This is a genomic window from Aestuariibius insulae (genome assembly GCF_040783535.2).
Lineage (GTDB): Bacteria > Pseudomonadota > Alphaproteobacteria > Rhodobacterales > Rhodobacteraceae > Aestuariibius > Aestuariibius insulae.
Genome location: NZ_JBFONW020000001.1, coordinates 517,818 through 536,277, shown reverse-complemented (window position 1 = coordinate 536,277; position 18,460 = coordinate 517,818). Strand labels below are relative to the sequence as shown.

Annotated in this window: 18 protein-coding genes and 1 tRNA gene; 7 read left to right on the top strand and 12 right to left on the bottom strand. The window is 57.8% G+C overall.

Annotated features, from left to right (window positions below; genetic code table 11):
- Positions 1–3 precede the first annotated feature (3 nt).
- Together pyrF and AAD018_RS02560 are read left to right on the top strand one after the other, a co-directional pair.
- Positions 4–711 carry an orotidine-5'-phosphate decarboxylase gene (gene pyrF, locus AAD018_RS02565; RefSeq protein WP_367313693.1) on the top strand — a complete coding sequence of 236 codons (708 nt, stop codon included), beginning with the start codon at positions 4–6 and terminating at the stop codon, positions 709–711.
- A 143-nt stretch (positions 712–854) separates the two neighbouring features.
- A complete protein-coding gene (locus AAD018_RS02560) occupies positions 855–1,064 on the top strand; it encodes an orotidine 5'-phosphate decarboxylase (RefSeq protein ID WP_367313694.1) in 210 nt (69 codons plus the stop codon).
- Between the two features lie 76 nt (positions 1,065–1,140).
- On the opposite strand, the gene AAD018_RS02555 is transcribed toward AAD018_RS02560, so the two are convergent.
- The 7 genes from AAD018_RS02555 to AAD018_RS02525 form a co-directional block, all read right to left on the bottom strand.
- Entirely contained in the window at positions 1,141–1,416 is a 276-nt protein-coding gene (locus AAD018_RS02555) for an NfeD family protein (RefSeq protein WP_367313695.1), read from the bottom strand.
- 2 nt (positions 1,417–1,418) lie between these two features.
- The gene (locus AAD018_RS02550) at positions 1,419–2,309 is read right to left on the bottom strand and encodes an SPFH domain-containing protein (protein ID WP_367313696.1); all 891 of its coding nucleotides are present in this window, start codon (positions 2,307–2,309) and stop codon (positions 1,419–1,421) included.
- Between the two features lie 217 nt (positions 2,310–2,526).
- Complete coding sequence (locus tag AAD018_RS02545) at positions 2,527–3,459, bottom strand: phosphotransferase family protein (RefSeq protein ID WP_367313697.1); 933 nt, start codon at positions 3,457–3,459, stop codon at positions 2,527–2,529.
- Between the two features lie 511 nt (positions 3,460–3,970).
- A complete protein-coding gene (locus tag AAD018_RS02540; RefSeq protein ID WP_367313698.1) occupies positions 3,971–5,416 on the bottom strand; it encodes a TRAP transporter large permease in 1,446 nt (481 codons plus the stop codon).
- The gene (locus AAD018_RS02535; RefSeq protein WP_367313699.1) at positions 5,416–6,045 is read right to left on the bottom strand and encodes a TRAP transporter small permease subunit; all 630 of its coding nucleotides are present in this window, start codon (positions 6,043–6,045) and stop codon (positions 5,416–5,418) included. The genes AAD018_RS02540 and AAD018_RS02535 overlap by 1 nt, the downstream gene beginning before the upstream one ends.
- 60 nt (positions 6,046–6,105) lie before the next feature.
- A complete protein-coding gene (gene dctP, locus AAD018_RS02530; RefSeq protein ID WP_367313700.1) occupies positions 6,106–7,113 on the bottom strand; it encodes a TRAP transporter substrate-binding protein DctP in 1,008 nt (335 codons plus the stop codon).
- 153 nt (positions 7,114–7,266) lie between these two features.
- Positions 7,267–7,692, bottom strand: a complete 426-nt coding sequence (locus tag AAD018_RS02525) for an NUDIX domain-containing protein (protein ID WP_367313701.1) — start codon at positions 7,690–7,692, stop codon at positions 7,267–7,269.
- A gap of 84 nt (positions 7,693–7,776) precedes the next feature.
- On the opposite strand from AAD018_RS02525, the gene AAD018_RS02520 reads away from it, so the two are divergent.
- Complete coding sequence (locus tag AAD018_RS02520) at positions 7,777–9,030, top strand: DNA polymerase IV (protein WP_367313702.1); 1,254 nt, start codon at positions 7,777–7,779, stop codon at positions 9,028–9,030.
- Here the strand turns inward: AAD018_RS02520 and AAD018_RS02515 are convergent, their stop codons facing one another.
- Complete coding sequence (locus AAD018_RS02515) at positions 9,031–9,891, bottom strand: N-formylglutamate amidohydrolase (protein ID WP_367313703.1); 861 nt, start codon at positions 9,889–9,891, stop codon at positions 9,031–9,033.
- A 151-nt stretch (positions 9,892–10,042) separates the two neighbouring features.
- On the opposite strand from AAD018_RS02515, the gene AAD018_RS02510 reads away from it, so the two are divergent.
- The 4 genes from AAD018_RS02510 to AAD018_RS02495 all read left to right on the top strand — a co-directional run bounded on the left by AAD018_RS02510 (position 10,043) and on the right by AAD018_RS02495 (position 13,150).
- Positions 10,043–10,117, top strand: a tRNA-Val gene (locus AAD018_RS02510).
- Positions 10,118–10,186: 69 nt separating this feature from the next.
- The gene (ykgO, locus tag AAD018_RS02505; RefSeq protein ID WP_005850168.1) at positions 10,187–10,312 is read left to right on the top strand and encodes a type B 50S ribosomal protein L36; all 126 of its coding nucleotides are present in this window, start codon (positions 10,187–10,189) and stop codon (positions 10,310–10,312) included.
- 137 nt (positions 10,313–10,449) lie between these two features.
- Positions 10,450–10,908 carry a (2Fe-2S)-binding protein gene (locus AAD018_RS02500; protein WP_367313704.1) on the top strand — a complete coding sequence of 153 codons (459 nt, stop codon included), beginning with the start codon at positions 10,450–10,452 and terminating at the stop codon, positions 10,906–10,908.
- A 1-nt stretch (position 10,909) separates the two neighbouring features.
- The gene (locus AAD018_RS02495) at positions 10,910–13,150 is read left to right on the top strand and encodes a xanthine dehydrogenase family protein molybdopterin-binding subunit (RefSeq protein WP_367313705.1); all 2,241 of its coding nucleotides are present in this window, start codon (positions 10,910–10,912) and stop codon (positions 13,148–13,150) included.
- A gap of 43 nt (positions 13,151–13,193) precedes the next feature.
- On the opposite strand, the gene AAD018_RS02490 is transcribed toward AAD018_RS02495, so the two are convergent.
- From AAD018_RS02490 to AAD018_RS02475, 4 genes are all read right to left on the bottom strand, one after another.
- Entirely contained in the window at positions 13,194–14,894 is a 1,701-nt protein-coding gene (locus tag AAD018_RS02490) for a peptidoglycan-binding domain-containing protein (protein ID WP_367313706.1), read from the bottom strand.
- Between the two features lie 19 nt (positions 14,895–14,913).
- Positions 14,914–16,113, bottom strand: coding sequence for a phenylacetate--CoA ligase family protein (locus tag AAD018_RS02485; RefSeq protein WP_367314216.1), 1,200 nt, complete (start codon positions 16,111–16,113; stop codon positions 14,914–14,916).
- Between the two features lie 106 nt (positions 16,114–16,219).
- The gene (locus AAD018_RS02480) at positions 16,220–17,047 is read right to left on the bottom strand and encodes an ABC transporter ATP-binding protein (protein WP_367313707.1); all 828 of its coding nucleotides are present in this window, start codon (positions 17,045–17,047) and stop codon (positions 16,220–16,222) included.
- Between the two features lie 68 nt (positions 17,048–17,115).
- On the bottom strand, positions 17,116–18,393 hold the full coding sequence (locus AAD018_RS02475; RefSeq protein WP_367313708.1) for an ABC transporter substrate-binding protein: 1,278 nt from the start codon (positions 18,391–18,393) through the stop codon (positions 17,116–17,118).
- Between the last annotated feature and the right edge of the window lie 67 nt (positions 18,394–18,460).

Here is an 18,460-nt window from a genome sequence, read left to right as displayed (position 1 = left end):
GCTATGTCAGACAAACTTATCGTGGCCCTTGATCTTCCGGATGCTCTGTCCGGGCTCGAGCTCGCTACACGGCTGGGCGATACTGTATCTTTTTACAAGATTGGTCTCGGTATGCTGACGGGTGGCGGCCTTGCGCTCGCTCGGGAACTCAAGGACGACCACGGCAAGCGCATCTTTCTGGACATGAAGCTTTTTGATATCGGAGCGACAATCGAAGCGGCCGTGCGCGGCTTGTCGCAGTTCGATCTGGATTTTCTCACGGTTCACGGGGATCCCCATGTTGTTCGATCTGCCTCGCAGGCGAAAGGAAAGATGAAAATCCTCGCCGTTACGATCCTGACTTCGCTTGACCGCGCTGATCTTGATGCCGGCTTGATTTCGGATGGAGACATTCCTGAGATCGTGCAGATCCGCGCGGCCCGGGCTTTTGAAGCTGGTGCCGATGGTGTCATCGCTTCGCCTCAGGAGGCGGGATCGATCCGCAGGTTGCCCGAAGCGGAAGGCAGATTGATTGTGACACCGGGCGTTCGCCCCGTCGGGAGCGATCTGGACGATCAAAAACGGATCATGACCCCGGCCCAGGCCATCGCAGAAGGCGCCGATCATGTGGTTGTTGGCCGACCGGTCTGGCGGAGCCCGGATCCGAAGTCGGCGGCAATTACCATTCAGAAGGAGCTGCAGTCTCCTCAGGCGCTTTCACCGAACAAATAGGCCAACCACGGCCCTGGGCCTTCCTGTCAAGGCAGTTCGAAGAAACCTCTCACAATTCGCGCAACTTTTTCGCAAGCTGTGGCGTTGGCGGGACAGAAACGAGATCTGCGAGCCTTATCACTCGCCTAAATCGGAGCCGTCAAATGAGCTTGAGCCTTGGTGAAATCCGCTACAACGCCCGCAATTCCGCCTTCGAGGCCCGCGTCGATATTGAGAAGAACGGCGTAACTTATCGGTATCCCTGCAGTTTCGAAGCGCCTCTCACAACTGAGCCGACCCTTATCCGTGAAGCCCTTGCTCGTCAGGCTTGCCGTCAATCTGGCGTAGGCGCTTCCATTATGAGCGTGATCTAGTCCCTCAATCACGCTTGAAATAAAGGCCGCTGCGTGTCCCTCCGCAGCGGCCTTTATTTTGTAAGCGACCCAGCGGTCACTCGTTTATGTCGCGATCCCAGTACTTCACCTGTCCTCGCTCAAGCTTGAAGAAATGTCGAAGCCCGACGTAGAGAGCCAGCGAGATTACAGCGAAGATGACCAGCAGCCAAGGCAGCGACAACCCGCTGAAGAAGCCAATGGCCAGCAAGACACCCACTATCGACGCTCCGGCGGCAAAGCCAAGAGCCACGAAACCGGGGATCAGGACTTCCAGAATTCCGAGCATCAATGCTGCGGACAACCACACCCACCATTGCGTCGCAAGATCCATCGTTAACGTCCTTTTAACATGTTGAAAGCATTGCCAAAGGCCTGAATGGCATCAGCCGGCACCACGATGGTCTGCTTGCCGTTGCCCTGGCCCAAGGCCGTCAGCGCCTCCACCTGTTTGAGCGCTACCTGATATTGTGCCGCTTCAAGGCCGTTCTCTGCAATAGCGACGGCCACGACTTGCGTCGCATAGGCTTCGGCATCGGCCTGGATACGGCGGGCCTTCGCGATCTGCTCCGCCGAGTAAAGCTCTGCATCCGCGGCCAGTTCAACCGACCGTTTTTGGCCTTCGGCCTCCATCACAGCAGCCCGCCGCGCACGCTCCGCATTGAGCTGCTGCAGCATCGCATCGCGCGTTGCCTGATCGAGGTTTACGTCCAGAATTTCAGCTCGCGTCACCTCGATCCCCCAATCATCGACCTGCGCCTCGAGCTGTTCCTGAATGGCCATGATCAGCTGCGAGCGGTTCGACTGCACTTGGTCAAGCTCCATCCGCCCAATCTCGCTCCGAACCATGCCAGCGACCGTGGTCGAGATTGCGCCATCCACATCGCGGATCCGGTAGACCGTCTTTTCCGGCTCGGTAATGCGATAAAAAACGGACGTGTCGACCTGGACCAGCACGTTGTCGGACGTGATCGCATCCTGCGTCATCGTGGGCAGCTGGCGTTCGAGGATCGAGATTTTGTGGGCAATCCGATCAAGAAACGGAATGATGATGTTGATGCCCGGCCCCAAGACGGCCCGCAAACGTCCAAACCGCTCAACGACATGCTTTTCGGACTGCGGCACGATCCGAACGGCGGCTGCAATACCGACTATGATCAGAATAGCCAGCAGGATCAGGACGATGTTCTCGCCGATCAAACGGCTAATAATTTGTTCAAAATCCATATCTTTCCCCTTGTTATGTCAAAGGCAGATATGAGCCGATTGTGCCATTTTAAAGATTTTCCAAGGGAAGCGCAGGCATCTTTCCCGTCGGCAGATGCACAGCGACAACACCCAGTATTCCCGCTTTCAGCGCACTGGCCCCATGATGTTTCTCTGGTAAATCAACGGCCTCAGAAGATTGGTGGTACAAAGATTGTGCCTGCGCCGACACATAACTTCAGATCACAGCACCCAGCTTTGACCGAAGGAAAAGGAGGCGGTCCATCCAGCGCAATGCCCCTCGATCTGTTAGGATTCTTGTTTGAGAGAGACGGCTCCAGCGCCGCAGCAAAGCAAGCCGAAGAAAAAGAGGCAGTGTCTGCAGAACATCGCCGCTTGGAGCATACCCTTCGGCCAATGGATCCATGACGTCGCGAGGCTCGCATCCCTTCTCCATTACGGACGTCACGACAATATTGGCCAAGTCCATTGCGGGGTAAGACAGGGCAACGCGTTCCAGATCGATCGCCGTAACGGTTTGACCTTGGATCAAAAAGTTGCCTGCATGTGCATCGCCGTGGATGCGTGACCGCGGCACCCATGCGAGCGATAAATCTTCGAGAAGATCCCTCGTTTCCCGAGATAAAGCTTGAAAACGCGAGGCATAGGCGATGTCGATGACATCCGCACAACGATTGAGGTTCCTCTCAACCTGACGAAAATTGATATCTTCCGGCTGTTCCGTGGTTTGCCGGTGTAGCCCCTTCAGCCAAGCCCCCGTTCGCAGGTAGGCCGCTTTACCAAGCTGCTCGACAGGGTCGAAGGAACTCAGCAGCATTCCATCAACGCTGCTTGTCAAAATGGCGGCAGCTTTTTCCTGAACAGCAACAACATCAACGACCTCCAGATTGGAAAGCGGTTCGAGTGCCTCTTTCGCTGCAGAGATAGCCGTCAAGATGCGTCGAAGCTGCGTATCCGACCGGTCACCTACGAATTTTTTGATGTAGAACGTTTGTTGGCCGTCTTCGAGACGTAGCACACACCAGCTGAACTGTTCTTGATGGCGCTCCGTCACAACCGTGTGGGCAAACGCATCCGGACGAAGTCGAAGCGATTTGGCCATCTTGACCCAAGCTCGCAAGGCACGAATGACAATATCAGTTTCTTGCACGGCACAGCATCTCCCTGAATCAGGTCGTAACGGTCTATAGAAAACCAAAGCGTGAGACCTGTCTGAAAGGGACGCCAGTTTAAGAAGAAGTCAAACGATGCCAGCGCATTTGCGCCAATGCGCAAAGGCATTTTAGGCAAGATAAGGCAGACCCGACGCCCCTGCTCATCACCTTGCTGTCAGGTGACCGGGCAACGCAGGTTGAACCATCCAGACTAATCCTCCAACGAGGACATCGAATATGAGATGCTTTGGAATTTCGTGTCCGAGGTAAGCTGAGGTGAGTCGCTTGACGGTCCAATGGGGAGAATCTGGAAGCTAACGAGGTGCCGTCGAGGAGGCATATGCTGTCAGACTAAGTTGCTCTCGATGAACGCGCCACAACCGTCAGAATGCAGACGGATTGAAAGCTGGCGATCCAAGTCAGACTTTAAACTCGATCAAGTTACTATTGTGAGACATTGTACTCGGTCAGGTGCCCGCAAACCGACGGTTCCACCGTTCTGCACCATCAAATCTGAGATGGCAGCCAAAGGACGATAGACGGAAATGCGACCAACAACGCGATCGTCACGCCATCGGCAATAAAGAATGGCGTCACGCCCCTGAAGACGTCACCCACACTAAGATCGTCGCGCACACCGGCCACCACGAAGCAGTTGAGCCCGATTGGCGGTGTAATCAAACAGAACTCTGCCATCTTGACCACGAGGATCCCGAACCAGATGGCACACATCGGGCCGGACATCCCGAATGCGCTTTCGGCAGCGGTCACGCTCTCTCCCCCGTTGAGAGCCATGACCGCGGGATATACAACCGGCAGCGTCAGCAGCAGCATCCCGATCGCGTCCATGAACATGCCAAGGATCGCATAGGCCAACAAGATCATGACCAGCGTCAGCATCGGAGACTGCTCGAGTGACGTGATCCAGTCCGAGAAAGCACCCGGCAGGTCGGCAAACCCGAGAAAGCGGACGTAGATCAGGACCCCCCAGATAATCGTGAAGATCATCACGCTAAGTTTCGCTGTCTCCAAAAGTGCCGATTTCAGCTCGGGCCAGCGCATTCCGCGCGCCAACGCCATCAGCAGAACAACGAAGGCTCCAAGCGCCCCGCCTTCGGTCGGAGTGCCCCATGCATCGCCGCCGATATAGGTCGGCACCTCTACACCGAAGAGTGTCACCGCGGCCGGGATCGGATTGTATACAAAAAACAAAATGATGATGACGACAAAGAAGATCGGAAAAGCCGGTCCCAGAGAGACGATCCTCTCGCGCCAGGTGAACCCGCCAACCGGCGGTCCGAAGTTCTTGAGCACCAGCGCAAGACCCACGATCAATCCACCGTACACGAAAGCCGAGAAGATACCGGGCAGAAATCCGGCAAGCAGCAGCTTACCCACGTCCTGCTCCACGATGATCGCGTAAATCACGAGGATTGCGGATGGCGGGATGAGCGATGCGAGTGTCCCGCCCGCAGCGACAACGCCCGCCGCGAACCTCTTGTCATAGCCGATCTTGAGCATCTCCGGGATCGCAATCCGTGCGAAAACCGCCGCAGTCGCGACACTCGCTCCAGACACGGCCGCAAACCCTGCCGTCGCGAATACCGTGGAGACACCAAGCCCTCCGGGCAGCCATCCGACCCAGCGCTTGGCCGCCTCGAACAGAGCCTTGGTCAGACCCGCGTAGTAGGCCAGATATCCAATAAGGATAAAGGTGGGTATAAGGCTCAGAGCCTGGCTCGATACCTTGGAATGGGGGACTTGCCCCGCAGTCTTTGTTGCGACTTCAAGCGCCCAAAAGAACTCGTCTCCCGCGAAATCCTTGCGCGCCCAAAAGATCCAGATCAGCCCGATCAAGCCCGCACCTGCTGCGGCGAAGGCGACGCGCATCCCGAGAACGACCAAGACAAGCAGCCCACCGGTAACCCAAAGGCCAATCTCAAGAGGATCCATCAGTCGTTACCCGACACGGTCGCCGCCTCGCGCGCTGCGATTTCGGCAGCGCTCTCGACAAGCGGTACTGCGACAGGTTCGCTCAGACCAAGGATAAACCCTCGGCCATAGCCCCAAAGCTGCAAGGCAAGACGAAGGCACAGCACGCCAAAGGCCACTGGGGCCAAGAGCTTTGCTGGCCAGATCGGAAGACCGATATCCATCGAGCTGTCGCTGCTCCAAAGAGGAGCCCCGAAGTCGAAAGACCGTTCGAAATGCGACCATGATCCCCAGACCAGCAATAGCATGAGCACAAGGACGAGGAGCGTCGTCAAAAACTCCACCGCCCAAAGGAACCGCCCTTTCAGCGCACCGACGAAGATGTCCATTCGGATATGGCCGCCGAGCCTTTGGGTATACGCCACTCCCATGAATGCAATCAGGGGCATTGCCTGTTCGATCCAGTCTACGTAGCCCGGCACCGGCGAGTTCAGAAAATTCCGCCCTGCGACTGAGATGACGGCAAGGATCATAAGCGCAAAGACCGCCAGCCCGCTGACCAAGGCGAGCATCGTCTCGAATCGGAAAAGACCCCGGTCGAGCCGGCTTAAGACCGATCCATCCTCGAGCACCGAGGCCGCTCCCGCCATTCGGGGTCTCCTTCAGTCAAAGGAAGAGAGGCCCCGGAGCATGTCCGGGGCCCATCTCGATCAGCTCTCGCCGGAAACCATGCCTGTGACGAGATCGTATAGCTCTTGCGCGGGAAGTCCCGCCGCAGAGTTCTCCTCGATCCAGGCCTGCGCTGCCGGGGCAGCTGCCGCCTCTTCAAAGGCCGCTAGCTCCTCATCCGAAAATGTGACCTGCGTAATACCCTTCTCTTCGAGAAGAGGACCCCAAGCCTCCATCGTGTTGTTCGCATAATAGTCGAGATAATAATCAAGCGCCTCGTCGACGGATCCTATCAACGCTTCGCGATGGGCATCCGACAGGCCTTCGAAGGCATCGGTGTTGACCACGACCGGACAGTTCACAGTTCCCGGGTTCAGGTTCGTTGTCCAGTAGGTCGCATTTTCGACCGTTCCAAAAGACATATGCGCGTGGGGCGCAAAACTCACCGCCTTCACCACGCCCGAATCCATCGCCTGACGCACTTCCGTTGCCGACATCGAGGTCGGAACCGCGCCAACCGTCTCCATCGCCGCACCGATTCCGCCCGTCGCGCGCACGCTCAGCCCTTCGAAATCGGACAGGGTCTGCGGTGCATCTCCAACGCCGACAAGATTGTACTGCGGCAATGGAGAAGGCATGAGAAGCGTCGCGTTCCATTGGGCCATCTCTTCGACGACCGCGGGGTGTTCATAGACCGCCTGGGAAATCTCGCGCTCCTGCTCCAACGTTTCAACACCGAGGAACGGCAGTTCGAGCACTGTGATCGCCCGGTTCTTGTCCGCATGATACCCTGCGCAGAACTGGGCCATCTCGAATGCACCAATCGATATCCCGTCAAGGTTTTCGCGATTATTGCTCAAACCACCGTAAGAAATATTTAGAGTAAATTCCCCATCGGTCTTTTCGCTCACGAGTTCTGCGAGCTTTTCCACATGTTCGGTGAAAGCTCGGCGCTTACCCCAGAGGGACACATTCCATTGCTCGGCGAAGGTCTCTCCGGCGAAGCTTACGGTCAGGCCCGCGATGGCCGCTGTCATTTTCCAGTTCATATCTGTCATCTCCCTGATGCGGATGTCTTCGATCCGTCTGGGAGTTACCTTGGCGCAAGGACACGGTGCGGACAAGGCACGGCTTTGGAGCAATGCGATGCGAGGCCGGGTGGGCGGGTGTCGTCACCCGCGTCAGCGGGCTGACGCAGTTGCTCATCCGGTCTGCATTCGTAGATAGCTTGATAACTTCGACTTCATGAAATCAATGGCATCAGGCAGGGCCAAGAACTCCTCAGCACTGACCAGTTCCAGCCGTTGCCCTTCATCGCCCAGTGCAAGGCTATGACTTGCTTCGGCGCTCAAGTGGACCGCAAAGAAGAACAGCCTGTTGCCCCTTTCGGTGAAATAATCGCTTCGTCCGACAAGCTGCTCCGCTTCTAAAGACAAACCGATTTCCTCCCGCGTTTCGCGAATTGCGGTCTCCTCGGGCGTCTCGAGCCGCTCTCGCCCTCCCCCCGGAAAATCCCACATGTTCGGATAGGGAATGTCAGCACGATCGTCCCGCAATATCACCACGAGCTTATCTGCTATAAAGACAGCGACCTTTGCGCCGTGGAACTCTTCCTCGTTTTCGTTCATGCTCCGTTCACTTCGAACAGATGAAGCCCCGGTGCTGACCGGGCGTTGCATATCCGCTCTGATTTTTGGGACCTAAATCGCACTATGCCTGCCCTCTGCCGTGATTGTCTGAACACCTTCGATACCGGCTCTCGCTGTCCGGTTTGCCGGTCGCCGCGCTGCCTTTCACATCCAGAACTTTATGATCTTTCCATAGCGCATATGGATTGTGATGCCTTCTTCGCCAGCGTCGAAAAGCGAGACAACCCCGATCTTGCCGACAAACCCGTTATTATCGGCGGCGGCAGACGCGGTGTGGTTTCGACCGCGTGCTATGTCGCGCGGATCCGGGGCGTAAAGTCCGCGATGCCTATGTTCAAGGCGCTCAAGCTGTGTCCGGACGCGGTCATCGTCCGACCACGCTTCGATGCCTACGTTGAGGCATCTCGCGCGATAAGGGCGATGATGGATGATCTGACGCCTGCGGTCGAACCGCTTTCACTTGATGAAGCTTTCATGGACCTGACGGGAACGGCCAAGTTGCATGGTGCGCCTCCGGTTAAGATGCTGGCGCTTCTCGTCAAGAGGATGAAGTCCGAACTCGGCCTCACAGGCTCCATCGGGTTGTCGCATAACAAGTTTCTGGCAAAGGTCGCTTCCGATCTCGATAAGCCGCATGGATTTGCAGTTATCGGGAAAGAAGAAACAGAGAGCTTCCTTCGCCCGAAATCCGTTCGCCTTATCTGGGGAATCGGCCCCGCAGCACAGGAAACCCTCGAAAAGGCCGGAATTCGCACGTTTGATGACCTTCACCGATGGGATATCAAGGATCTGCGGAGCCGCTTTGGCGGAATGGGAGATCGCCTTTGGCATCTCGCGCGCGGCCTTGACTATCGCTCTGTCTCTGCTAATCGGCCGGTCAAGGGTCTGTCCAACGAGACAACCTTTCGCGTGGATACCAACGATCCCGACATTCTCGATGGTCATATCTGGCGCATGGCAGAGAAGGTTTCCTCACGCGCAAAAGCAAAAGACATCGCAGGGCGCGTCGTCACGCTCAAACTGAAGAAGGCGAACCATAAACTGCTCAGCAAGCGCGTCTCGCTTCGTCACCCGACACAGCTCGCGGACCTGATCTACCGAACAGCGCGGGCTTTGTTCGATCAGACCGGGGCGGAAGGGCCCTACCGTCTTCTTGGCGTCGGGATCTCGGATCTCGTGTCCGCCGATACCGCTGACCTGAGCGGAGATCTCCTAGATCCGCAAGCTGAGATCCGGACAAAGGCGGAACGCGCAACAGATGCCATTCGTGACAGGTTCGGCTCTGATGCGATCTTGAAAGGCCGTAGTCTGAGGTAGCTACTCCGCCGCCATTTTATGCTCGATACGGCCAATGTCACAAATATCGACTATGACCTCGTCGATCAATTTCTGAAAGCCAGCGAAGTTCTCGTTCGGAACAATCCGCGCCTCATCCATGTAAAGAGCGCGATCAATCTCGATCTGAACAGCGTGCTGAGCCCTCGACGGGCGACCGTATTGCTGGACTATGTAGGCCCCGGCAAATGGCATGTTCCGAACAACGCGCAAGCCTGCATTGGTGAAGACAGCTTCGATCCGATCGATGATGTTTTGCCCGGCAGAGGCCCCAAATCGATCGCCGAGAACGACATCGGGACGTGGAAATCCGGGCTGGCTTACGCAGTCGATGGCCTCATGAGGCATCGAATGGCAGTCGATAAGAATAGCATGCCCAAAGAGTGACCGACTTTCATCGATCAACGTTTGAAGCCCATCGTGGTAAGGATGCCAGACCTGATCCACCCGCGCCTTCGCCTCGTCCAAGGAAATCTTGCCGCGATAGATTGCGCGACCATTGGCGACCACTCTCGGCACCACACCAAGACCGCTCGCGATCCGAGGATTATGTCCGCTTTTGCGAACTCCTCCGATCAGCGCCGGATCCAACTCATCGGGCGCTCGATTAAGATCGACAAACGCGCGCGGCATACGGGCGGTGATCAAGGGTGCCCCTTGGGCTGGTGCGCGTGCGAAAAGCGTATCGATGAACGCGTCTTCGGACGATCTGATCTCCTGCTCATTCAGGAGAGATTGCTCGATAAAATCGGAAGGATAACATCGGCCACTATGTGGCGATGAAAATACGACGCTCGTTGACCGATGAACTGGTCGCTCGATCCGGCAGGTGGATTCGGTCATCGGCACTCCCTTTACGCACTGTAATCTAGCGCAGAACCGGAAAGATCCAAAAGACCTTGATCCCTTCTTCTGCCGCGTCTATAGACCGCCGGACCGACGCGGTTTGCCCCGCGTCCCTTTTCGTTTGGGACATCGGGCATCGCTGAGGATGGGGTGATTAGCTCAGCGGTAGAGCACTTCGTTGACATCGAAGGGGTCACTGGTTCGATCCCAGTATCGCCCACCATATTCGCCGCCTCGATCTATCGGGGCTTTGTAACTGGCGCGATCCGCGCCGCGACATGAGGAGACGGCCATGAAGGTCAGGAACTCGCTGCGGTCTTTGAAAAACCGCCATCGCGATTGCCGTGTCGTGCGCCGCAAGGGCCGCGTCTACGTCATCAACAAAACCCAGAGGCGGTTCAAGGCCCGTCAGGGGTAAGAACTTCGCTTGCTGAGTTGGATGAAGGCCGCCGAAATGGGCGGCCTTTTTCGTTGCCAAGACGTTAAAGCCTGCCAATCCGGTTTGAAGAGAGTCAGGCTCGGCGGCATACTCGACACGCATAGAGGAGGATAATCATGAGAATCGTTGTCAATGGTGCTGACCATGATGTCGACGTGGACCCAGAAATGCCTCTTCTTTGGGTTTTGAGGGATGTCCTCGGTATCACTGGTCCTAAATTCGGATGTGGCATCGCCTATTGCGGGGCCTGCACCGTCCATATCGACGCGCAACCTGTTCGATCCTGCTCATTGCAGATCCAAGACGTCGATGGACCGATCACGACGATCGAAGGGCTCGGATCGTCAGATGCACTCCATCCCGTACAGGAAGCCTGGCAGGAGCATCAGGTTGCACAATGCGGGTACTGCCAGGCTGGCCAGATCATGACAGCCGCTGCCTTTCTGGCGGAAGTCGCGGATCCGACCGACGAGGACATAGACGCCGCTATGGGCAACAATCTCTGCCGATGCGGGACGTATCCGCGGATCCGGGCGGCCGTAAAGACAGCGGCCCAGAAAATGAGGGATGCGTGACATGAGCATAGGATCGATCGCGCGACGGACTTTTCTGATCGGCTCGGCCGCCATCGCGGGGGGCGTCGCGTTCGGGGTTTGGCGCTACAGAACCCCCTATGACAATCCGCTCGAGAACCAGCTTGCCGAGGGGGAGGTGACGCTCACTCCCTACATCAAGGTCGACGCGGATGGAGTGACCATCATAACACCCCGGACAGAGCTGGGTCAGGGAACGACAACAACCCTTGCGGCCCTGGTCGCCGAGGAAATGGATCTCGATCTCGCAAAGGTGAGAACAGACCATGGACCGCCTAGTCCTGCCTATTACAACGGTGTCGTCTCTGCCGAAGGAATGCCTGTCGCTGCGACCGATACCGGTTTTATGGCCCGAACCGCACGCGGCGCAGGAGATGTCGTTGGCAAGTTCATGGGGTTACACATCACCGGTGGATCGACATCGATCCCCGACGCATTTGAAAAGATGCGTCAGGCAGGGGCCGCTGCACGTCTCGTCATGATCCGCGCCGCCGCCGAACGCGAGAGTGTCGTCGCAGGCAGTCTGTGGACGGAGTTGGGGCATGTCGTCGGCCCTAATGATCTGCGGATCGCCTATGAAGATCTAGCGGCAGATGCCGCGACCTTCGATATCCCGAGTGATGTGGAGCTCAAGTCGCGTGCCAATTGGCGGTATCTCGGGCAAAGCCAGCCTCGTCTCGATATGGTACCGAAGATCACCGGGACCGCCCCGTTCGGCATCGATATCCGGTTGCCTGACATGCTTTTCGCTACCGTGCGAAGCAACCCGGCCCAAGGTGCGGGAGCATTGAACTATGACGCCACGGCAGCTCAAGATGTGAAGGGTGTCGTCAAGATCGTTCCTTTGAAAACTGGAGCCGGTGTGCTCGCTGACACAACCTGGACCGCATTCCGGGCGGCAGAGCTCATCGAATTTGACTGGGCGCCTTCGCCCTATCCCGAGACCAGCGAAGACATGGCAACGGCGCTTGCCGCGAGCTTTACCGATGAAGCGCGCGACAGCCGGTTCCGAGATGATGGTGATGTCGAAAGCGGGTCGGAGACCTCGACCCTGATCGAAGCGGAATATCGCGTGCCCTTCCTTGCGCACGCTCCGCTGGAGCCTATGAACGCGACAGCATGGCTGCGGGATGGCAAGCTCGACATATGGGCGGGAACGCAGGTACCGACCTACGTAGTTGATGTCGCCAAGGATCTGACCGGACTGTCACAGAACGCGATTACCCTGCACACAACGATAGCTGGGGGATCCTTCGGACGGCGGCTTGAATTCGATTTTATTGCACAGACGGTCGAACTCGCCATGGAGGCCGATGGGCGCCCGGTCAAAATGACTTGGACGCGCGAGGAAGACTTTTCACATGACTACCCCCGGCCTATGGGGATGGCCCGGATGAAAGGGCGCGTTGCAGACGGACAGATCGAGAGCTTTGATGGAGCCTTTGCCTATCCCTCCGTCGTCGCCTCGCAGGTCAGCCGCTTGGGCCTGACCGTTCCCGGGCCCGATGTGGCAATCGTTGCAGGCGGCTGGGATCAGCCGTTTTCGATTCCGAACTACCGGATGACCGGCCACCGCGCACCCGAAGTCGCCCCAGTGTCCTCCTGGCGATCTGTGGGGGCGTCGGGCAACGGGTTCTTCCATGACTGCTTTCTTGACGAGCTGATCCACGCCGCCGGCCTGGATCCGATGGAGGAACGGATCCGCCTGTGCTGGCACGAGCCGAGCCGGAAAGTGCTCGAAGCTGTAGCTGAGATGTCGAACTGGGGCAGCCCGCTTCCGGAAGGATCGGGACGCGGTGTGGGCTTTTGCCTATCCTTCGGAGTGCCCTGCGCGCAGGTGGTCGAAGTGACACAAACCGAGCGGGGCCTGAGGCTGGACCGCGGCTTTGCCGCTGCGGATGTCGGCACAGCGCTCGATCCGCAGAATATCGATGCACAGCTTTCCGGCGGGATGATCTTTGGGCTGGGTCACGCGATGAACTGCCAGCTGACCTATACGGAAGGGGGGGCGCCGGATCAGACCAATTTCCCCGATTATCCTGCGATGCGGTTCGATCAATGTCCGAAGGTCGAGACACGCATTCTGGAGAACGGAGATACGATCAAGGGTATCGGAGAGCCGGGCGTACCACCGGCCGCACCCGCCTTGGCGAACGCTATCTTTGCTGCAACTGGCCAGAGGTTGCGTGAAATGCCGTTCGACAAGTTCGTAGACTTCGCCTGATCCGGGACAAGACCGCAATGCCGGTCTCATCCCGCATGAGAAGTCAACGTAGGATACTGTCCGCAAGAAGGCGCACCGCCGTCGGCTCGTTCATGTAACCGGTTACCGGCAGATTTCGCGACCTTTGATATCGGCGCAAGGCCCGGCGGGTATCGTTGGTAAAGCGGCCATCCACGGCTCCCGGCTCCAGACCGAGATCGGCAAGCCGGGCTTCGATCAGGCGCGCTGTAATCGCATTGAGGCCAAGCGCTCTTTCTTGAGCTTCGGCGCGTTCCCGATCCGCCTGTCCAGACTGAGCGTTTTCAAGCGCAGTCAGCCGTTCTCGCGCCTGTCCGCGGAAGCTGCCGTTTGGGTAGCGCTCAAGGTATTCACGGTAGCCTGCCGCGCTATCCGCTTCGCGGTAGCGGTCCCAGACACGGCGCTCTTCGACTGCGGCCGTTGCGCGCGCGTCTTCCTCTATCCGGTTCAAGCGGTCGCGCGCCTGATCAGCAAAAAGCCCGTCTGGATAACGCTCCAGATAACGGCGAAGATCTCCTTCTCCTCCATTCCGGCCAGTTTCCCGCCAGTAGGCGCGATCTTCCTGCTCCACGCGCTCGCGTTCACGCTGGGCCTCTGCTTCCAAAATATCGCTGCGCCGTTGCGCTTGCTCGCGAAGCAGGCGGATCTGAACCGTCGTAAGATAAGAGCTTTGCTCCAACCCGTTTTGCTGCTGCCAGTTTGTGATCGCTCCGCGTGTGCCGGGACCGAAAATCCCGTCGATCCCGCGTGTGTTGTAATCAAGGATCGTCAGATCGCGCTGGATCTGCTGCCGCTCGTCCCGCGACAGGTTGAGCGCCTCTTCGGCAAGCCTCGCCTGACGCTCCGGCTGGGAGAGGATCCGGTCGATGGCGATACGAGCATCGGTCGCACGTCGCCCGCGGGGAAACTGATCGAGATAAGCGCGGTAGGCCTCCACCGTATCGCTTTCGGACGCAGTCTCCCACGCCCGGGCATCGCGCCGCTCGTTCACAAGCCGGAGGACATCAGACCGATCTTCGTCATCCCCCGGTCGCAATGTAATTCTGGGCCTATCACGCTCGCGGGACGGCCGGTTCGGGACAAAGACCAACCGGTCCGGCGCTTCCCCGATAAAGCTTGCGCCGTCCGCTTCCGTCACGGCCTCGACAAGATCTCGGCCGGGCTGCGCGATCTCTTCCCCCAGAAAACCGGCGATATAATTGGGACCGCCTCGGATCACGGTGACATTCTCTGGAACGTCGAGTGGGCCTAATCCTTGGGACAGACCGTCGATATAGTCCTCATCGGACTGGCGTAGTCCCAAAGCGAGAACCGAAGGGCCCTCAAGCTGGCCGAGATAGGTCAGGACCGTTTCAAGCAAGACTGCGTCTTGCCCGGCTTCAAGCAAATGATCCGGTGTACCGGTGGTTCGAGCCAAATACCAAGTCCGCGTTCCGTCGGTGACGAACTGACCAACCATCGCGATCAGGACAGCATCTGTTTCGCTCACGACATCGGCGAAATCGTCCAATCGATCTCGGATAACGGATATCTCGCCGTCTTCCGCAATCAGGACGCGCGCCCCGGCATCTTCGAATGTGTCGGCGGCTGATACGACATTCGTTCCACCGGCGACATTGTTCAGATACCGATATCGTTCGGTGCCGATGAGAAGCACAGATTGGTCAGCTGCAAGACTGCCGCTTAGAAGAAGGCTCAAAAGGCCTGCCAGTCCGATCCGCTTCATATCGATCTCCGTGTCTTTGTCAGGTCTCGTAGACCCGTTTGTCTTCAATAACGATGCCGTCTCTCGGCAGCGAACCCGGGGGGACCACCTCGATTTGACCTTTGAGCTTAAGATGCGCCTGAACGGCTTCGGCGAACTGTCCGTCGTCCGGTGTTTCGCTTTCGACGCGGACGACCATCACATCGGCATCACCTGCTCGATCTGCGATCACTCGGACACGTTCGATGGCGGCGTGTCCTTTTACCAGATCGGCCACCTGCTCGGGACGGACAAACATGCCCTTGATCTTTGTGGTCTGGTCGGCCCGGCCCATCCATCCCTTAATCCGCCGGTTCGTGCGCCCGCAGGCACTCTCTCCCGGCAGAATTGCGCTAAGATCGCCAGTGCCAAAGCGCAAGAGGGGATAGTCCGGGTTGAGGGTCGTCACCACAATCTCGCCAACCTCGCCTTCCGGCACTGGATCGCCTGTACCCGGAGTGACAATTTCGAGGATCACGCCTTCATCTGTGATCATTCCGGCATCGGGCTCGGTTTCATATGCGATATGTCCCAGATCGGCGGTCGCATAGCATTGAAGGCAAGAGATACCCCGATCCGCATAGTAGGCGCGAAGAGAGGGGAAAAGCGCTCCTCCCGATACCGCGGCTTTGTCGATCTTGAGATCGAACCCATCCTGATCGGCCTGCTCCAGAATAACCTTCAGATAGTCCGGCGTTCCGGCATAAGCCGTTACGCCCACATCTCGCGCGGCCCGCGCTTGAAGGGCGGTTTGTCCGATCCCCGCTGGAAGGATCTTCGCTCCGACGGTGCGCGCGCCATTCTCGAACATCAGCCCCGCCGGCGTGAGATGATAGGAAAAGCAGTTCTGAATGATATCATCGGATCCGATCCCGCACGCATGCAGGAACCGGCCAAAACGCCACCAGTCAGCGCTAGTTCCTCCAGGCTCGTAGATGGGGCCAGGTGACTGGAAGATATGCGTGACGTTCGACGCCTCAATCCCACCGAAGGGCGGTGCATCGGCCTGCCAAGACGCGAGCTTCGACTTTCTGAGAACCGGGAACTTCCTCAAATCTGTGAGATCGTTGACCTCGATATCCGGAAGGCAGCTCTTCGCAAAGCCACGAACCCGCTCGATCTGCTGGCGCAGACCCGCCAGTTGTCGCGCCTCGCGCTCGTCCTGGCTCTGCGTTTCGAATGCGTCGAAGTAAGTCGTCATCATTCCCCCCTCGGGATAGGGGGATATGTGGAGCACCCCTTGCCGTTATCCAATATCAGGTTCGTTCGAGGTCGTCGGCACGGGTCTTTACGCTGCTGAGACAGTGTCAGCTCAGCCAGCGCTTACGCCTGCGGTAGCTACGGACATCGCGAAAGGACTTACGGCCTTCGTCGCTCATGCCGAGGTAGAATTCCTTCACGTCAGGATTTTCCCTCAACTCCGCTGCAGGTCCGTCCATGACAATCCGCCCACTTTCGAGGATATAACCATAGTGGGAAAACCGGAGGGCCACGTTGGTGTTCTGTTCGGCAAGAAGAAAGCTGACACCCTGTTCTTCGTTCAAAGACTTTACGATGCCAAAGATCTCCTCAACGAGCTGCGGAGCGAGCCCCATGGATGGCTCGTCCAGAAGGATCATCTTCGGTCTCGACATCAGCGCCCGTCCGATCGCGCACATTTGTTGTTCACCACCCGACGTGTATCCCGCCTGAGATCCCCGCCGCTCCTCAAGCCTTGGGAAATAGCCATAGACCATATCAAGGTCCGCCTTGATCGCGGCGGAGCCATCCCGACGGGTGTAGGCCCCGGTTAGAAGGTTCTCCTCGATCGTGAGATGCTCGAAGCAGTGTCGCCCTTCCATGACCTGAACGACGCCTCGCTCGACCAGGTCAGAGGGCGACAGATCCTGGATCCGGTCCCCCTTGTACAGGATTGAGCCTTTCGTCACCTCCCCGCGCTCGGACTGCAAAAGGTTCGATATCGCCTTGAGCGTTGTGGTTTTGCCTGCCCCGTTTCCTCCGAGAAGCGCCGTGATTCCGCCTTCCCGAACGGATAGCGACACCCCTTTAAGGACAAGGATGACGTGGTTGTAGATTACCTCGATATTGTTCACATCGAGAAGCGTCGCCGCTTCGGTCTTGTCCGTGTCCAACATCGATAGATCTCCTCATATGAGGGCGGGCGGCTAACAAAGCAGCCACCCGTCCTAGCTTAGTTGGCGCTTTATTCGCAGCCTGGCGTAATGCCGTTCTCTTCCGCAAAAGCCATCGAGTCCGCCTCGATTAAGGGCGCGATGACCTCTTCATCGGGGGCGATGTAGTCCGTCAGAACCACCCAATTCCCCTCTTCCGCATTCCACTGCTGAACCAGTCCCATCCCCGATCCACCGTGATCGGAGCAAGACACCGTGAATTCCGGCCCGATCCCTGGCATACCAAGTTCGGCCATCCGCGCCTCGGTGATCTCGAGCGCCTCCATGCCATCGCGCATCATGGCCGGAGTGATGTCGGCCTCACCATGGATCTCCTGTGCCTTTGCAATCGCTTCAGCGGCAAGCATCGCGGCATACATGCCGCGTGTGTAAAGAACCGAGCCCAGATTAGAGCCGTCCCCTGCATTCATCCCTGCATCGATGACTGTGCTCTGGATCTCCTCGAAGATCGGCATATCCTCGACGGCATTCATATTCAGCGACTTGTAGCCATTCGCAGCCGCACCGGCTGGCGTGACGTCGTGCTCAGCACCGGCCCACCAATTTCCGATGAAGTTCTCCATCGGGAAGCGAATGTTCGCGGCTTCCTGAATAGCGACCTGGTTCATGACACCCCAGCCCCACATCAGGACATAGTCAGGACGTTCACGCCGGATCTGTAGCCATTGCGACTTCTGCTCCTGGCCCGGGTGGTCAACCGCAATCGTGTTGAGCGTGAAGCCATGCTTGGCTGACAGCTCCTCGAGCGTCCGGATCGGCTCCTTGCCGTAAGCGGAATTGTGATAGACCAGAGCGATGGTCTGGCCGTCCAGAGATCCGCCGTTTTCGTCCAGCAGATGGTTCACGGCGACCGACGCAGCATCCCAATAATTAGCGGGGTAGTTGAATACGTTCCGGAACACCTCGCCGTTTGCAGCCGAGGTTCGTCCGTATCCCATTGTATGGATCGGAATCCCATCCGCTGCGGCCTTGGGAATCAGCTGATAGGTTATGCCGGTCGACAGCGGCTGATAGACCAAAGCGCCCTCGCCTTTGGTCGCCTCATAACACTCAACGCCCTTCTCGGTGTTGTAGCCCGTCTCGCATTCGATAACCCGAACTGGAACGCCGCCGATACCGCCATCCCGCTCGTTCAAAAGGGTGAAGTAATCCTGGTACCCGTCCGAGAACGGGATGCCGCCCGCCGCATAGGGCCCGGTGCGATAGCTCAGATCGGGGATCACTAGATCCGCCGCAACCGGCCCCGCAAGAACCGCTCCTGCCAGAACAGCTGTTGTCAATCTTTTCATGTCCGTATCCTCCCAAGTGGATTTTCCATTCGTTCGTTTCGTGCGCGTCTTTGCGCGCCTTCGTCTT

Coding starts and splice junctions, on each gene's coding strand:
- pyrF (WP_367313693.1), top strand. CDS start 4: ATGTCAGACAAACTTATCGTGGCCCTTGATCTTCCGGATGCTCTGTCC.
- AAD018_RS02560 (WP_367313694.1), top strand. CDS start 855: ATGAGCTTGAGCCTTGGTGAAATCCGCTACAACGCCCGCAATTCCGCC.
- AAD018_RS02555 (WP_367313695.1), bottom strand. CDS start 1,416: ATGGATCTTGCGACGCAATGGTGGGTGTGGTTGTCCGCAGCATTGATG.
- AAD018_RS02550 (WP_367313696.1), bottom strand. CDS start 2,309: ATGGATTTTGAACAAATTATTAGCCGTTTGATCGGCGAGAACATCGTC.
- AAD018_RS02540 (WP_367313698.1), bottom strand. CDS start 5,416: ATGGATCCTCTTGAGATTGGCCTTTGGGTTACCGGTGGGCTGCTTGTC.
- AAD018_RS02535 (WP_367313699.1), bottom strand. CDS start 6,045: ATGGCGGGAGCGGCCTCGGTGCTCGAGGATGGATCGGTCTTAAGCCGG.
- dctP (WP_367313700.1), bottom strand. CDS start 7,113: ATGAACTGGAAAATGACAGCGGCCATCGCGGGCCTGACCGTAAGCTTC.
- AAD018_RS02525 (WP_367313701.1), bottom strand. CDS start 7,692: ATGAACGAAAACGAGGAAGAGTTCCACGGCGCAAAGGTCGCTGTCTTT.
- AAD018_RS02520 (WP_367313702.1), top strand. CDS start 7,777: ATGCCTGCCCTCTGCCGTGATTGTCTGAACACCTTCGATACCGGCTCT.
- AAD018_RS02515 (WP_367313703.1), bottom strand. CDS start 9,891: ATGACCGAATCCACCTGCCGGATCGAGCGACCAGTTCATCGGTCAACG.
- ykgO (WP_005850168.1), top strand. CDS start 10,187: ATGAAGGTCAGGAACTCGCTGCGGTCTTTGAAAAACCGCCATCGCGAT.
- AAD018_RS02500 (WP_367313704.1), top strand. CDS start 10,450: ATGAGAATCGTTGTCAATGGTGCTGACCATGATGTCGACGTGGACCCA.
- AAD018_RS02495 (WP_367313705.1), top strand. CDS start 10,910: ATGAGCATAGGATCGATCGCGCGACGGACTTTTCTGATCGGCTCGGCC.
- AAD018_RS02490 (WP_367313706.1), bottom strand. CDS start 14,894: ATGAAGCGGATCGGACTGGCAGGCCTTTTGAGCCTTCTTCTAAGCGGC.
- AAD018_RS02485 (WP_367314216.1), bottom strand. CDS start 16,113: ATGACGACTTACTTCGACGCATTCGAAACGCAGAGCCAGGACGAGCGC.
- AAD018_RS02480 (WP_367313707.1), bottom strand. CDS start 17,047: ATGTTGGACACGGACAAGACCGAAGCGGCGACGCTTCTCGATGTGAAC.
- AAD018_RS02475 (WP_367313708.1), bottom strand. CDS start 18,393: ATGAAAAGATTGACAACAGCTGTTCTGGCAGGAGCGGTTCTTGCGGGG.